This window comes from Streptomyces sp. NBC_01006 (assembly GCF_045162725.1).
Lineage (GTDB): Bacteria > Actinomycetota > Actinomycetes > Streptomycetales > Streptomycetaceae > Streptomyces.
Genome location: NZ_CP108700.1, coordinates 5,263,199 through 5,277,062, shown reverse-complemented (window position 1 = coordinate 5,277,062; position 13,864 = coordinate 5,263,199). Strand labels below are relative to the sequence as shown.

Sequence of the window (13,864 nt, the reverse complement as noted above, 5' to 3'; positions counted from 1 at the left end):
CCGAATCAATCCATTCGGGGAGGCCGAACGTATCCACTGACGTGCAGAGAATGGGCCTCCCGCTCGGGCGTGCGCCGGACGAAGCGTTGCTGTCGGGCCTTGCGACGGGTGATCCCGAGATCGCCGTCGCGTTCGTGCGCCGCTTCCAGCGCACGGTCTTCGGCGTGGCCATCGCCGTGGTCGGCGACGCCCAGCTCGCCGAGGACATCGCGCAGCAGACGTTCGAGCGGGCGTGGCGGCACGCGCAGGTCTACGACTCGCGCCGCGGTTCGGTACGGACCTGGCTGACGGCGATCGCCCACCATCTGGCGATCGACGCGGTCCGTGCCCGCCGGGCCAATCCGGTCGCCCCGGAGGACCTGGACGCCCTCCTCGACATCGTGACGGAGACCCCCGAGCAGCACGCCGTGGCCGCCGAGACCTCGGCCGGAGTACGGGCGGCCGTGGCGGCCCTGCCCCGGGAGCAGGCTCGCGCCCTGGTGATGGCGGGCATCTACGGGTTGACCGCGCAGCAGATCGCGGACATGGAGCGGGTCCCGCTGGGGACGGCCAAGACGCGGATCCGGACGGCGATGCACAAGCTCCGCAGGACCTTGGGGACCGAGGAGGTCCGGCGATGAGCGAGATGACCTGCGAGCAGCTGAGGGAATGCGACGCCGAGCTGGCGCTGGGCATCCTTCCGGCCCGGGAGCGCGCCCGTGCCGTCGCCCACCTGGACCAGTGCCCCGGCTGCCGGGAGCACATCGAGCAGCTGGCGCTGGTCGGCGACGACCTGCTCGGCCTGCTGCCGGGGACGGAGCCCCCGGTCGGCTTCGAGAGCCGGGTCACGGCCGGCCTCCAGCCGCCGCCCCCGGCCCCTGCGTCCGCCCCGGCTCCGGCCCGGCGGTGGCTGCTGCGGCCCCGGGTCGCGGCGGTGGCGGCCGCGCTGGCGGTGGCGTGCGGGTTCGGCGGCTGGGCGGCCGGCACGGCGATCCAGCAGGCCTCGGCGCCACCCGCGTCCCCGACCGCCCGCGCGGGCGCCGAGCTGCTCCAGGCCCCGCTGGTCACCGGCGGCCGGGAGGTGGGCCGGGTCTTCGCCCACCCGGGCGCGCAGGGCTGGGTGTACATGTCGGTGGACCTGGAGAAGCCGATGCCCGAGATCAGCTGCGTCCTGGACCACAGGGACGGCACGATGACCCGCCTCGGCACGTTCTCGCTCCGGGACGGCTACGGCTACTGGGTCGCGACGGCCGACGTGAACGCCACCACCCTCGCCGGCGCCCGCCTCCTCACCCCGGAAGGCTCGGTCCTGGCCTCGGCCCACTTCGCCTAGGGGCGTCTTGTGGATCATGCCGTCCGCCGGCTCCACCGGTCTCCGCCGGTCACGTGACGGTGAGGGTCAGGGTGGCCGGGGAGGCGGCGGGGCGGGGGACGGTGATGCGGGTGGTGCCCGGGTGGACCGCGCGGAGCTCCCATTCGCGGTGGCCCGAGCCCGTCACGTTGCTGATGCGGATCAGCAGCACCGCATCGCCCCGGGCGGTGGGTTCCGGGCCGCCCTCCGGGAGGGGCAGGCGCAGGCGGGCCGTCTGCCCGACGGCGAGCCGCCCCGCGAAGCCGTCGTCGGCCCCGGTGAGCACGCGGCCCTGCGCCGGGGTCGCCGCGCCGGCCGCCGTGGCACCCGTACCGCCGGTGACGGCCGGGTCACCCGTACCGTCCGGCCCGTGCGTCCCTTTCGCCGGCGGACGCACCTCGCCGCCCCCGCACCCCGTGAAGAGGGCGAGGGCGGCGAGGCAAACCAGGCGCCGGTCAGCCACCGTCACGCACGTTGAAGCGCAGCAGTACGTCGACCTGGTTCAGCAGCTGGTTCCGCGTCGACGCGGGGTTGTTGTAGACCGCCTCGGCGTTGGCCACCGCCGCCCCGAAGGTCGAGTCCGTCCTCCGGTCGCCGTTGGTGTCGACCGGCGTGGACAGGTCGTACGACCCGTTCGCGAAGTTGAGCCACGCCGCGAGCAGCTGCTGGGAGACCAGCGGGCGCGGCTGCGGGGAGCCCGAGCCGAGGATCGCGTACGCCTGGGCGTCGGTCAGCGGCCCGTACACGGCGCTCATGAAGGAGGCCACGCTCAGCAGGCAGGCCCGCTGCGCCGCCGTGAAGTGCTTCGGCGAAGGCCCGCCGAACTCCTTCATCCAGTACGCCTGGTCGTGTGCCCACTTCACATTGCCGGTGGTGATGACGGAGGCCGTGTCGGAGGCGGAGCCGCCGTCGTCGTCCGTACTCGTGAACGTCAGCGTGGACAGGCAGGCGGCCGGGTACGCGTGCGACTTCGTCTCCGTCACATCGCGCGGCTGGATCGAGGGGCTCGGGTCCGGGTCGGTGGCCGGCGGGTTGACCAGCGAGACCAGGTCGTCCGAGGCCCCGTCGCCCCAAAGCCAGTTCAGGGTCAGGTCGTCGCTGCCCGGGTCGGCGGAGGCGCCGGTGACGGCGACCGGGGTGCCGGCGTGGGCGATGAAGGCCTTCTGCCCGTTGTACGTGGTCTGCCCGTCGCCCGAGATCGCCGCGGTCGGGTCGACATCGGCGATCGTCGCGTCGACGGTCCGGCAGGTGCTCGTGTGGTCGTCACTGCCGCAGACCTCGATCGGGAAGGTCCCGTCGTCCCCGTACGTGTGCTCCGCGGTGAAGGTCAGCGTCGCGTCGGGGCGGTCGTTCTCCGGCGTGCCGGTGAGCTCCTGCGGGCCCGCTCCGTCCTTCCAGTCGACCGTGGCGGTCAGCGGGTCGAGCCAGCCCGGGTCGCTGATCCTGCCCGTGAGGGTGACGGGGCTGTTCTCCCCGGCCGGGGGGACCGGCTGGAGCGTCACGACGGGTGCGGCGTTCGCGACGGTGACCGTCGTCGAGTCGGTGTCGGTGTTGCCGGCGGCGTCGGTCACCTTCAGCCCGATGGTGGAGACGCCGTCCTGGCCCACCGCGTCGAAGGTGGTGGTGACCCCGGTGGCGTCGTCGTACTGCCCGTCGTTGTCGAGGTCCCAGGCGTACGCGGTCGGGTTCCCGGCCGACGGCGCGGTCCCTTTGGTGGAGCCGGCCGCGCTGAGCGTGACGTCCGTCCCCTCGTTCGTCGTGTACGGGCCGCCCGCCTTCTCGGTCGGCAGGCAGGCGGCCGGGACGGTCTCGTCGGCGGTCACGGTGTTCTGGTCCGCACTGGAGGCGGCGTTCGCTCCCATGCCGCGACCTGCGAAGACCCGCCACAGGAGGCACTGGTTCGCGCCCGCGTTGTTGGTCATGTCGGCGGCCAGGACGCCGTCGCGCGCGTCGAGGTAGCTCGGCGTGCTGACGGTGTTCTTCATGCCGTCGATGACGAGCTGCTGGGTGAACCCGACGCCCTTCGCCTCTCGGATGTCGTACACCGTCGCGGCCCAGATCTCGCCGTTGCGGTGCACGCCGCGGGCGGGGTTGAAGGTGCCCCACTTCTCCGTGGACGTGTCGTACGCCTGCGAGCGGATGCCGGTGGCGGTGTTGCCGGTGACGTACTCGCCGACCGTCGCGTCGCCCCACTTGAGGAAGGAGATCACATCGCTCCAGCCCTCCCCGAGGGCGCCGGTCTGGGAGCCGCCGCCGAGGTGGCCGCCGCCGACGAGGCGGTTGGACACGCCGTGTCCGTACTCGTGCGCGATGACGTCGCCGTCGAGCGAACCGTCGCGGAACGGCCGGCCCGGCGGCTGCCACATGTACATCTGCATGCGCGGGCTGGAGCCGTCCGCGGGGGCGGCGAAGTTGGCGTTGTTGGTGCAGCGGATCGCGTTCGGCGGGGTGGCGTCGTCGAGGCAGCCGAGGTCCCAGCCGTCCTGCGCCTCGGCCAGTACGGGGTCGTTGCCCGAGCCGCCGCGGCCGAAGTTGTCGGCCTGGAAGTTGCGCGAGGCCTCGTCGAACCCGAGGTCGTAGAGGTAGTCGTGCATCACGTTGGTGTAGTAGAAGAGCTGCGTGATGACCGGATCGATGTCGGCGTCGAGGTTGGCCTGCGTCGCGCCGGCGTCGGTGCGCCAGGTGTCGTTGAACGTGTAGTCGAAGTTTTGGTAGTCCGGGTCGCCGCTCGCCGGGGACTGCGGGCGCAGCGCGTCGTTCCCGGTGTCCGGCACCGTGTTGTCGCCGTCCTCGTCCCGGTAGGCGTTGGCGTTGTTGCCCTGCGTCAGCCGGTCCGCGACCCAGGAGCCGTCGCGGCCGGTGAGCGGAGTGACGGTGCGGGTGGCGCCGCTGATGTCGGGGTGCTGGGCCGTGAAGACGGTGCCTTCCGGGCCGGCGTGGTGGTACCGGCTCTCGCGGCTCAGGACCCGGCCGTCGGCGGCGTCGACCACCGTCTCGTACCAGGACGTACCGGAGACCTCGATGTCGGTGAGCCAGGCGGGGCGCAGCTCACGGCCGGAGTCGGTGGGGAACCAGACCAGTTCGGCGGTCACGTCGTTGGGCTTCGTGAGCCGCTTGGCGTAGACGTTCTTGAACTTCTGCCGGCCCTTGTCGCGGTTGTCGGTGCCGGTCATCGTGTGCTGGGGCCGCGCGCCCTGGGCCTCGGCCGCCTGGTCGAGGGCCTGCTTGGCCGTCAGCTCGACGGTGCCGGCCGGCTCGGCGGTCACGACGGCGCCGCCGAGGATCACGAGGCGGCCGCGCCTGTCGACGGTGGCGGTGAGGAGCCCGCCGTGGACGCGCATGCCGTCGATGCTCTGGCCGAGCGTCACCTGCCGTGCCCCGTTGTGCCGGGTGGGGTACGAGGAGACGACGACGAGCTGCTCGGCCTGCCGGGCGGAAAGCCCGAACTCCCCGCGGTGGTCGCGTACGTAGGCGAGCGCGACGTGCTCGGGAGCCCGCTTGGACGGCGGGGTCAGGTACCCCCCGGAGTTGAAGATCATCCGGGCGTGCCCGGTGGCGGGATCACGCCGTAGGGTCGGATCGGCGGGATCCGCGGCATCCTGCGGGGCGGCGGTGGCCAGTCCGGGTGTCAGGGCCAGCAACAGGCCGGTGGTGGTCACCGCGGTCCACAGCCGCGTGCGCAATCGACATCTGGTCACGGCCCGAGCCTCCCGAGCGCCGACGCTTCCCCCAGGTCTGCTGTCGAGACCGCGTGCGCTCCGTGACCCTACTCACCAAGATCCACCCGTCAACGAGGCTCTCCGCCCACCCACCCCATTCGCCCGGCCTCGTCACCATGCTCACCGTCGGACGATCGCCGCACTCGTCCGAAAATGTGAAGTCGCATTTCCGCCAGCGTCGGTGGTCCTGTTCACGAGAGGGTCAGCGACGGCTCGTGCTGTTGATCGCGGGCCTGTCCGTCCGGCGCTCCGCGAAAGGCACAGCCATGCACGTCGTCCCCGGGCTCAAGGTCCTGTACTTCGGAACTCCGGTGGTGCTGATCAGCTCACTCAACGAGAACGGCACAGCGAACCTCGCGCCGATGTCCTCGGCATGGTGGCTGGGCCAGTCCTGCATGCTCGGTCTCGGCAACAATGCCCAGACCACCGCGAACCTGCTGCGGGAGGGCGAGTGCGTGCTCAATCTGCCCTCGTCGGCGATGGTCGATGCCGTCGACCGGATCGCGCTCACCACCGGGAAGCCGGCCGTGCCGGACCACAAGGCGAAGCAGGGCTACCGGTACGAGCCGGACAAGTTCTCGGCAGCACACCTCACCGAACAGGCATCGGACCTGGTCCGGGCTCCCAGGGTCGCGGAATGCCCGGTCCAGCTGGAATGCGAAGTCGTCTCGGCCCGCCCCTTCGGGGGTCGCGAACCGCACGCCACCGCCTTCGAGGTCGAGGTCCTTCGCGCCCATGTCGAGGAGGACCTGGTCATCCCGGGGACCCACTACGTGGACCCGCTCGGCTGGGACCCACTGATCATGAAGTTCTGCGAGTTCTTCGGCGGGGGAGACAACGTCCACCCGTCAAGACTCGCCGGGGGCTGGAACATGCCGCACCGACTCCGGTCCACGACCGTCTGGGCAGGTCGCGATCAGTAGTGATACGCAGGACGGGACGGCGGCCGGCACGCAGGCGTCTTCCCTCTCGCGTCGGCGGCCGGTGCCGCTGAAATCCATGGCCCGCCGTCCGGCACATCGACAAGACTGCACAGATGAAAGGCACTTCCGAATGACGCTGCGCAAGGTGCTGACAGGTGTGGTGACGGCAGTCCTCTGCGGCACTGCCGTCTCCTGCACGGCCGGGGGCGACGACAGCAGTTGGACCGCGCCCGCCAAAGGCCAGGCCGCGGCGCTGCTGGACTTCTCCGACGAAGGCCGGGACGCGAGTCTCAGGACGGTGGCGTTCTACGGCTTCAACGGTTTCCCGGGCGGTATGACGACCGGCCAGGACGGCAGCGTCTACGTACTCGGACAGAAGCTGGTCCGGATGAAGCGCGACCGGACGGTGTCGACGGTCGAATTCGCCCGCGAGAAGGAGGGCGCCGCCACCGGCGTCGTGGCGCTGGCCGACGGCTCTCTTGTGCTCGGCATCGAAGGACAGGTGAAGAAGCTGGGGCCGGACGGCGGCGTGTCGGTCCTGGCCGGCGCTTCCGGGTCCGCCCGCACGACGGGGACGCCCGTTCCGGTGTCGGCACCCGCCGCCGGATTCCGCTTCAGCGCTACGCCGAGCCCGTTCGGGGTCAGGCCCGACGGAACCATTCTGATCGCGGATCACGATGTCTTGTGGGCTCTCAAGGACGGCACACTCAGACAGCTCTACCGCACCACCGCGACGTCTCCGGACGGCGAGCCGCTCCTGCTCGGCTGGGACAACGCGGTCGACGCGTCCGGCACGGCGTATGTGTCCCCTGAGGTGCCTGAGCGCGTGCCGGGACGTCTCGGCGATGTGGTGGCGATCGCCGCCGACGGCCTGTTGAGCAAGCCGCTGCTGCCCTCGGAGATCCCCGGGCTGCCCGGATCCCCTGCCTCGCTGAAGGTGACGTGGCTGACCGGCGACGGCGCGAGCGGCATGTTCGCGCAGGTCTACGACGCGTCGGGCTCCAACGGCGCGGTCCTGCACCTCCATTCCGGGAGGGCCGAAGTCCTCACGCGTGAGAAGCCCGGCATCAGCTCCGGCAGCCCCTGCCGTATTCAGCATCCGATGGACGCGCTGCAACTGCAGTGTGCACTGCCCCCAGGCATGACCTATCGGTCGGGCAGCCTCATCCTCGGCGGAAACAGGGACTACGTCCTGGAGATCCGGGTCACCTGACCCATCCGGAGATCGAGGGCCGATGCCGTTGCCTCAGAGGCTCACTTCTCCTGGCTCACTTCTCCGTCTTCGGCCAGTAGAAGGAGAGGTCGATGAACGTCGGCTTCTCCTCGTCGAAGGAGTACAGCAGGGATGCGTCGATGTATGGCGTTCCCGGCGTGTGCTTCGCGGGAGACATGCCGCTGGTGGACACCACTTCCTCGTGCCCGGCCTCGCGCCCGCCGGTCCGCTGCTTGTACCAGCGGTCCACGTTCACGGTGTCCATCGACAGCTCCTTGGCCAGCTCCTTCGCGGCCCGGTAGGCGTCATCGGTGCTCATCTTCGGATAAATGATGTGCACCGACTCGACAGTGCCGGTGTCCGGGTCCGCGTCGAGCCGGAGCATGCGCTTTCCGGTGAGGTGAATTCCGCCGGAGAACGTGATGTCGTACTCGGCCGAGGAGATTTCCCAGGTACTCCGGCTCTTGCCGGACCAGTTGACATCCGATTTGGCATGACTGTGACTCAGGTCCCATTTCACGGAACTGGGCTCCTCCCGGGCCGTGTACAGGTACCCAAGAAGAAGCAGTGCGGCCGAGACGGCGGCGAAGGTGATGACGAGGGGCCGGGCGCGGTACGGCATCCCGGATCAGCCCTCGCCGTTGAGCGTGATGCGCCGGAACTCCTTGGCGCGCTCGTTCAACGGCAGGGCGATGAGCCGCTTCGCTTCCGCCGGATTGTCGCGGAGAAGACGTCGATAGGCAGGCAGCATGTCGTACACCTTCTGGACGTTGGCGTCGTTGGGGCCGAGTCCCTTTGAAGTGTCCCAGGTGGAGGGGTCGACGTCCGCCGCGTCCGGCGTCGACTCGGCGACCGCGCTGCGGCGTGCGTACGCGTCGAACAGTCGGGTCTTGTTCTTGAGCATCTCCGGCATCCGCTCGTCCACCCCGCGGGTGGTGAGCAGCCGGTGCACCCGGACCGAACGCGACGGAGCCGGCCTGCATGTTGAGCCCCACCCCCGGCGCCGACCGTGGCCCGAAGCCGCTGTGTACACATGGCACACTCGGCACCCTTGAGGCATGACTCAGCCGCTGCACATGGAGTCCATCCGCGACGTACGCGCCCACTTGGCCGAGGCCGTCGAACGGGCCGACCGCGACGACGTGCCCACTGCCATCACCCGTCGCGGCAAGCAGGTCGCCGCCGTGGTCTCGATCGAGGTACTGCGCAAGTACCAGGAGTGGGAAGAGCGCGAGATCAACCGCGTCATCGACAAGCGCATGGCGAGCCCGGCCGCCGGCGTCCCGATCGAGGACGTGATGAGGGAGACACTGGCACGCGGTGAGTGACTACCGCACGGTGTTCCGGCCCGAGGCCCAGGCCGAGCTGTGCAAGATCCCGCGTGACATGGCGCTTCGCATCCTGGCCAAACTGACAGAGCTGAAGAGCGACCCCTTCGGCTTCAACACCACCGCACTCGTATCCCAGCCTGAGCGCCGCCGCCTACGGGTCGGCGACTGCCGTGTCGTCTACACGATCGACAACGGGGAGCTGGTGGTGTGGGTCGTACACGTCGGACACGGCTCCACGCTCTACGACACGTAGCCACTCCAGGTTCTGCGGACTGCTGCGGACGGCACAACGGCCTGACCTGCTTTCTCACAGGTCAGGCCGTTTGTACACATCCAATCAGACGTTGAAGCGGAATTCGACTACGTCGCCGTCCTGCATGACGTAGTCCTTGCCCTCCATGCGGGCCTTGCCCTTGGCGCGGGCTTCGGGGACCGAGCCGCATTCGACCAGGTCCGCGAAGGAGATGACCTCGGCCTTGATGAAGCCGCGCTGGAAGTCGGTGTGGATCACGCCGGCCGCCTCGGGGGCCGTCGCGCCCTGCTTGATCGTCCAGGCGCGGGTTTCCTTCGGGCCGGCCGTCAGGTAGGTCTGCAGGCCCAGGGTGGCGAAGCCGACGCGGCCGAGGGTGGCCAGGCCCGGCTCGTCCTGGCCGACCGACTGCAGGAGCTCCAGGGCCTCCTCGTCGTCCAGCTCCGAGAGGTCCTGCTCCAGCTTCGCGTTCAGGAAGATGGCCTCCGCCGGGGCGACCAGGGCGCTCTGCTCCGCCTTGAAGGCGTCGTCCACCAGCTCGTCCTCGTCCACGTTGAAGACGTAGAGGAACGGCTTCGTGGTCAGCAGGTGCAGCTCGTGGAGGAGGTCGCCCTGCTCCGTGCCCTTCTTGATGCCGTGCGAGAAGAGGGTGTCGCCCGCTTCGAGGATCTTCTGGGCCTTCTCGACCGCCGCCAGGACCGCGACCTTGTCCTTCTGGAGGCGGGACTCCTTCGTCAGGCGCGGCACCGCCTTCTCGATGGACTGCAGGTCGGCGAGGATCAGCTCGGTGTTGATCGTCTCGATGTCGTCCTTCGGCGAGACCTTGCCGTCGACGTGCACGACGTTCTCGTCCTTGAAGGCACGGATGACCTGGCAGATCGCGTCCGACTCGCGGATGTTCGCGAGGAACTTGTTGCCGAGGCCCTCGCCCTCCGAGGCGCCGCGCACGATGCCCGCGATGTCGACGAAGTCGACCGTCGCCGGGAGGATGCGCTGCGAGCCGAAGATGCCGGCGAGCACGGCCAGGCGCGGGTCCGGGACGCCGACGACGCCGACGTTCGGCTCGATGGTGGCGAACGGGTAGTTGGCCGCCAGCACGTCGTTCTTGGTCAGGGCGTTGAACAGGGTCGACTTGCCGACATTCGGCAGGCCGACGATTCCGATCGTGAGCGACACGTTGGCGACTTCCCGTAGCTGGAGGGGGCGGCGGCCCGGGAGTGGGCCACCGGACAGTTTACTTTCCGATGAGTGGCAGTCGTTGTACGCGTGTCCCCACACCGATACCGCGCTCGGCCCGCCTAGCGTGGTGGGGTGGAGCACTACAGGACGCGTTCGGTGGATCACCCGCAGCGACAGCAACAGCCGCGCCGCCCGGCCCCGGCGGCGCAGCCCATCGGCGGCGTACCCGCCCAGGGCGGTGGCGGCCGGCCCCGGCCCGCGCCCGCACGGCGGCTGCCGCGGCCACGCCTGACCGGGCTCGGCGGCGGGCTGTTCGCCTGCGTCGCGATGACCCTGGCCGCCGGGATCGCCTGGCTGCTCTTCGGCGGCTCGCTGTTCGCGTACGGGCTGCTCTTCCTGCCCGTCACGGCCGCCACCGCCCTCTGGGTGCGCCCGGCCGACCTGATCACCGCGCCGATCTCCGCCCCGATCGCCTTCGCCGCCGGATTGTGGCCCATCTCCGGCGGCTCCGGTGGCTTCGGCGCGGAGCTCATGGGCATCGTGTCCGCCCTGTCGCTGCACGCCGGCTGGCTGTACGGGGGGACCCTCGTCTCCGCGCTGATCGTCGTCGTACGCAAGGCCGTGCTTATCTCCCGGCGCAGGCTCCCCCGCCGGACCGGCTAAGTCGCCGAACCCCCCGCCGCCCTCGCCGCCATCGCCGCGCCCACGATGCCCGCATTGTTCTGGAGCTTCGCCGGGACGATCTCGGCCCGTACGTCCTCGATCAGCGGAAGGAACTTCTCCGGCTTGCGGCTGACGCCGCCGCCGATGATGAAGAGGTCCGGGGAGAAGAGCATCTCCACGTGCTCCAGGTAGCGCTGCACCCGGTGCGCCCAGCGCTCCCAGGTCAGCTCCCCGTCCTCCTTGGCCTTGACCGACGCCCGCTTCTCCGCGTCGTGGCCCTTCAGCTCCAAGTGGCCGAGCTCCGTGTTAGCCACCAGCCGGCCGTCCGTGAACAGCGCGCTGCCGATGCCCGTGCCGAGCGTCAGCATGATCACCGTCCCGCCGCGGCCCTTGCCCGCGCCGTACGTCATCTCCGCGATCCCGGCCGCGTCCGCGTCGTTGAGCACCGTGACCGGCCGGCCCCCGAGCCGCCGCGACAGCAGGGTGGCCGTGTCGACGCCGATCCAGCCCTGGTCCATGTTGGCCGCCGTACGGGTGACCCCGCCGCTGACCACCCCCGGGAACGTCACCCCCACGGGGCCGTCCCAGTCGAAGTGGCGCACCACCTCGACGACGCAGCCGGCCACCCCGTCGGGGGTGGCCGGCTGCGGTGTCAGTACCTTGTGGCGCTCCTGCGCCAGTTCGCCACGGTCCAGGTCCACGGGAGCGCCCTTGATCCCTGAACCACCGATGTCCACGCCGAAGATCTGCATGGAATCACGGTACGAAACGAAGCGGTCTACTTCTCGGCGACCAGCGAGGCCGCTTCAGCGCGCAGGTCGCGGCGCAGCTCCTTCGGCAGCGAGAAGACGATCGACTCCTCGGCGGTCTTGACGATCTCCACGTCCGCGTAGCCGCGTGCCGCCAGCCACTCCAGGACCTCCTCGACCAGCACCTCCGGCACCGAGGCGCCCGAGGTCAGGCCCACCGTGGTGACACCCTCCAGCCAGGCCTCGTCGATCTCGCTCGCGAAGTCGACGAGGTACGCGGCGCCCGCGCCGGCGTCGAGGGCGACCTCGACCAGCCGGATCGAGTTCGAGGAGTTCTTGGAGCCGACGACGATGACCAGGTCGGAGTCGGCGCCCATCACCTTGACCGCCGCCTGGCGGTTCGAGGTGGCGTAGCAGATGTCGTCGCTCGGCGGCGAGACGAGCAGCGGGAACTTGGTCTTCAGCGCGTCGACCGTCTCCATGGTCTCGTCGACCGAGAGGGTGGTCTGGGACAGCCACACGACCTTCGACTCGTCGCGCACGACGACCTTGTCCACGTCGTCCGGGCCGTCCACGATCGTGATGTGGTCCGGGGCCTCGCCCGAGGTGCCGATGACCTCCTCGTGGCCCTCGTGGCCGATGAGGAGGATGTCGAAGTCCTCGTTCGCGTACCGGATGGCCTCCTTGTGCACCTTGGTGACCAGCGGGCAGGTCGCGTCGATCGTCGCGAGCTTGCCGCGCGCCGCCTCCTCGTGCACCACCGGAGCCACGCCGTGCGCGGAGAACATCACGATGGAGCCCTCGGGCACCTCCTCCGTCCGCTCGACGAAGATGGCGCCCTTCTTCTCCAGCGTCTGGACGACGTACTTGTTGTGCACGATCTCGTGGCGGACGTAGACCGGCGCACCGTACTGCTCGAGAGCCTTCTCGACGGCGATCACGGCTCGGTCCACGCCCGCGCAGTAGCCGCGCGGGGCGGCGAGCAGGACGCGTCGGGAAGCGGGAACAGGGGCGGCAGCAGTCATGCGGTCCATCGTACGGGGGTCTCCAGGAGGCCGGGCGTCGCCCGTTCGGCACAGACTGGGGCGAACGTACGAACCGACCGCCCCTCGGAGGAATGATGGCGTCCGTGACGGACCCCGGTACGGCGCCGAGGGCGGCCCTCCGCCGGAGCCTCGGATTCCGGGACCTGGTCGTGTACGGGCTCCTGTTCATCGCCCCCATGGCCCCGGTCGGGGTCTTCGGCACGCTCGACGCGAAATCGCAGGGCGCCGTCGCGCTCGTCTACCTCTGCGCGACGGTCGCGATGGCCTTCACGGCCTTCTCGTACGCGCAGATGGTCCAGGTGGCCCCGCAGGCCGGCTCGGTCTTCACGTACGCCCGCAAGGGGCTCGGCGAGGGCGCCGGGCTGATCGCCGGCTGGATGGCGATGCTCGACTACCTGCTGATCCCGGCGGTCGCCTACCTCTTCTCCGGCATCGCGATGAACGCGCTGGTCCCGGAGGTCTCGCGGTGGGTGTGGACGGCGCTGGCGGTGCTGGTGACCACCGCGCTGAACCTGTGGGGCGTACGGGCGGCCGCGCGCGTGGGCTTCGCGGTGCTGGCGATGGAGATCGTGGTGCTGCTGGTCTTCGTGGTGACCGCGGTGACGGTACTGGTCCAGGGCGGGGCGCAGCGCGGCTGGCTGTCGCCGCTGACCGGGGACGGCGCGCTGGGCTTCTCCCCGGCGGCGGTCCTGGGCGCGGTGTCGGTGGCGGTCCTGTCGTACCTCGGCTTCGACGCGATCGCCTCCTTCGCGGAGGAGGTGACGGGGGGCTCGGCGCGGGTGGCGCGGGCGGTGCTGTTCTGCCTGGCGCTGGCCGGGGTGCTGTTCGTCGTGCAGAGCTACCTGGCGGCGCTGCTGATGCCGGTGTCCTCGGCGCAGCTGGCGGCCGATCCGGGGCAGCAGGGCCCGGCGTTCTACACCGCGGTGGAGTCCTCGGTCGGGACCTGGCTGCACGACCTGGTCGCCGTCAGCAAGGCGATCGGGGCTGCGTTCGCGGCGCTGGCGGGGCAGGCGGCGGCGGGCCGGCTGGTGTTCGCGATGGCCCGCGAGCGGCGGTTGCCGGGGGCGCTGGCGCGCACCTGGGACGGGACCCCGCGGCCGGCGCTGCTGGCGGCGGCGACGATCACGCTGGTCGCGGCGGTGTGGGCGGCCCGCCGCGACGAAGGGCTCGACCAGCTGGTCTCGGTGGTGGACGTGGGCGCGCTGGTGGCGTTCACGCTGCTGCACGCCTCGGTGGTCGGCTGGTTCGTGGTGCAGCGCGGGGCGGGCGCGCCGATCTGGTGGAAGCACCTGCTGATGCCGGTGCTGGGCGCGGCGGTGACGATCGCGGTGATCGTCGAGGCGGCCTGGACGGCGCAGCTGGTCGGCGCGGTCTGGCTGGCGGCGGGCCTGGCGGTCCTCGTCGTCCAGGGGACCCGCCGCGACCGGCCGGATCCCGACACCACCGACGGCCCCTGAGACG

General features: G+C 70.5%; 14 protein-coding genes and 1 pseudogene. 8 read left to right on the top strand and 7 right to left on the bottom strand.

Going from position 1 to position 13,864, the window contains the following annotated elements; all coding sequences use genetic code 11:
- Positions 1-50: 50 nt before the first annotated feature.
- Both OG509_RS24320 and OG509_RS24315 read left to right on the top strand, forming a co-directional pair.
- Positions 51-620, top strand: a complete 570-nt coding sequence (locus OG509_RS24320) for an RNA polymerase sigma factor (protein ID WP_385590473.1) — start codon at positions 51-53, stop codon at positions 618-620.
- Positions 617-1,312 (top strand): anti-sigma factor family protein, encoded by a 696-nt coding sequence (locus tag OG509_RS24315; RefSeq protein WP_406184609.1) that lies wholly within the window; start codon positions 617-619, stop codon positions 1,310-1,312. Before OG509_RS24320 ends, OG509_RS24315 begins: the two co-directional genes overlap by 4 nt.
- A gap of 49 nt (positions 1,313-1,361) precedes the next feature.
- Here OG509_RS24315 and OG509_RS24310 read toward each other — a convergent pair whose 3' ends face one another.
- Together OG509_RS24310 and OG509_RS24305 are read right to left on the bottom strand one after the other, a co-directional pair.
- The gene (locus tag OG509_RS24310; protein WP_406184608.1) at positions 1,362-1,793 is read right to left on the bottom strand and encodes a hypothetical protein; all 432 of its coding nucleotides are present in this window, start codon (positions 1,791-1,793) and stop codon (positions 1,362-1,364) included.
- The gene (locus tag OG509_RS24305) at positions 1,786-5,028 is read right to left on the bottom strand and encodes a M36 family metallopeptidase (protein WP_406184607.1); all 3,243 of its coding nucleotides are present in this window, start codon (positions 5,026-5,028) and stop codon (positions 1,786-1,788) included. Before OG509_RS24305 ends, OG509_RS24310 begins: the two co-directional genes overlap by 8 nt.
- Positions 5,029-5,315: 287 nt before the next feature.
- Here OG509_RS24305 and OG509_RS24300 point away from each other — a divergent pair, with 287 nt between their 5' ends.
- Positions 5,316-5,972: a flavin reductase family protein gene (locus OG509_RS24300; RefSeq protein WP_406184606.1), complete on the top strand. Its 657-nt coding sequence runs from the start codon at positions 5,316-5,318 to the stop codon at positions 5,970-5,972.
- A 130-nt stretch (positions 5,973-6,102) separates the two neighbouring features.
- The gene (locus tag OG509_RS24295; RefSeq protein WP_406184605.1) at positions 6,103-7,185 is read left to right on the top strand and encodes a hypothetical protein; all 1,083 of its coding nucleotides are present in this window, start codon (positions 6,103-6,105) and stop codon (positions 7,183-7,185) included.
- A gap of 55 nt (positions 7,186-7,240) precedes the next feature.
- Here the strand turns inward: OG509_RS24295 and OG509_RS24290 are convergent, their stop codons facing one another.
- The gene (locus OG509_RS24290; protein ID WP_406184604.1) at positions 7,241-7,807 is read right to left on the bottom strand and encodes a hypothetical protein; all 567 of its coding nucleotides are present in this window, start codon (positions 7,805-7,807) and stop codon (positions 7,241-7,243) included.
- A gap of 6 nt (positions 7,808-7,813) precedes the next feature.
- Positions 7,814-8,149: pseudogene (locus tag OG509_RS24285) on the bottom strand (hypothetical protein); the annotation flags it as partial.
- Between the two features lie 94 nt (positions 8,150-8,243).
- Here OG509_RS24285 and OG509_RS24280 point away from each other — a divergent pair.
- Entirely contained in the window at positions 8,244-8,513 is a 270-nt protein-coding gene (locus OG509_RS24280) for a type II toxin-antitoxin system prevent-host-death family antitoxin (RefSeq protein ID WP_406184603.1), read from the top strand.
- The gene (locus tag OG509_RS24275; RefSeq protein WP_406184602.1) at positions 8,506-8,769 is read left to right on the top strand and encodes a type II toxin-antitoxin system RelE/ParE family toxin; all 264 of its coding nucleotides are present in this window, start codon (positions 8,506-8,508) and stop codon (positions 8,767-8,769) included. The genes OG509_RS24280 and OG509_RS24275 overlap by 8 nt, the downstream gene beginning before the upstream one ends.
- 84 nt (positions 8,770-8,853) lie before the next feature.
- Here OG509_RS24275 and ychF read toward each other — a convergent pair whose 3' ends face one another.
- Positions 8,854-9,942, bottom strand: coding sequence for a redox-regulated ATPase YchF (ychF, locus tag OG509_RS24270; RefSeq protein WP_406184600.1), 1,089 nt, complete (start codon positions 9,940-9,942; stop codon positions 8,854-8,856).
- 135 nt (positions 9,943-10,077) lie between these two features.
- Here ychF and OG509_RS24265 point away from each other — a divergent pair, with 135 nt between their 5' ends.
- Positions 10,078-10,608 (top strand): DUF6542 domain-containing protein, encoded by a 531-nt coding sequence (locus OG509_RS24265; protein ID WP_406184598.1) that lies wholly within the window; start codon positions 10,078-10,080, stop codon positions 10,606-10,608.
- On the opposite strand, the gene ppgK is transcribed toward OG509_RS24265, so the two are convergent.
- Both ppgK and OG509_RS24255 read right to left on the bottom strand, forming a co-directional pair.
- Positions 10,605-11,360, bottom strand: a complete 756-nt coding sequence (ppgK, locus tag OG509_RS24260; RefSeq protein ID WP_406184597.1) for a polyphosphate--glucose phosphotransferase — start codon at positions 11,358-11,360, stop codon at positions 10,605-10,607. The two genes, OG509_RS24265 and ppgK, sit on opposite strands and share 4 nt — an antisense overlap.
- A 26-nt stretch (positions 11,361-11,386) precedes the next feature.
- The gene (locus tag OG509_RS24255) at positions 11,387-12,391 is read right to left on the bottom strand and encodes a 4-hydroxy-3-methylbut-2-enyl diphosphate reductase (RefSeq protein ID WP_385590450.1); all 1,005 of its coding nucleotides are present in this window, start codon (positions 12,389-12,391) and stop codon (positions 11,387-11,389) included.
- Positions 12,392-12,477: 86 nt separating this feature from the next.
- Here OG509_RS24255 and OG509_RS24250 point away from each other — a divergent pair, with 86 nt between their 5' ends.
- Complete coding sequence (locus OG509_RS24250; RefSeq protein WP_406184596.1) at positions 12,478-13,860, top strand: APC family permease; 1,383 nt, start codon at positions 12,478-12,480, stop codon at positions 13,858-13,860.
- Positions 13,861-13,864: the final 4 nt, after the last annotated feature.

Bases quoted from the DNA above. Each gene is read 5' to 3' on its own strand.
- OG509_RS24320 (WP_385590473.1), top strand. From the start codon at position 51: ATGGGCCTCCCGCTCGGGCGTGCGCCGGACGAAGCGTTGCTGTCGGGC.
- OG509_RS24315 (WP_406184609.1), top strand. From the start codon at position 617: ATGAGCGAGATGACCTGCGAGCAGCTGAGGGAATGCGACGCCGAGCTG.
- OG509_RS24300 (WP_406184606.1), top strand. From the start codon at position 5,316: ATGCACGTCGTCCCCGGGCTCAAGGTCCTGTACTTCGGAACTCCGGTG.
- OG509_RS24295 (WP_406184605.1), top strand. From the start codon at position 6,103: ATGACGCTGCGCAAGGTGCTGACAGGTGTGGTGACGGCAGTCCTCTGC.
- OG509_RS24290 (WP_406184604.1), bottom strand. From the start codon at position 7,807: ATGCCGTACCGCGCCCGGCCCCTCGTCATCACCTTCGCCGCCGTCTCG.
- OG509_RS24280 (WP_406184603.1), top strand. From the start codon at position 8,244: ATGACTCAGCCGCTGCACATGGAGTCCATCCGCGACGTACGCGCCCAC.
- ppgK (WP_406184597.1), bottom strand. From the start codon at position 11,360: ATGCAGATCTTCGGCGTGGACATCGGTGGTTCAGGGATCAAGGGCGCT.
- OG509_RS24255 (WP_385590450.1), bottom strand. From the start codon at position 12,391: ATGGACCGCATGACTGCTGCCGCCCCTGTTCCCGCTTCCCGACGCGTC.
- OG509_RS24250 (WP_406184596.1), top strand. From the start codon at position 12,478: ATGGCGTCCGTGACGGACCCCGGTACGGCGCCGAGGGCGGCCCTCCGC.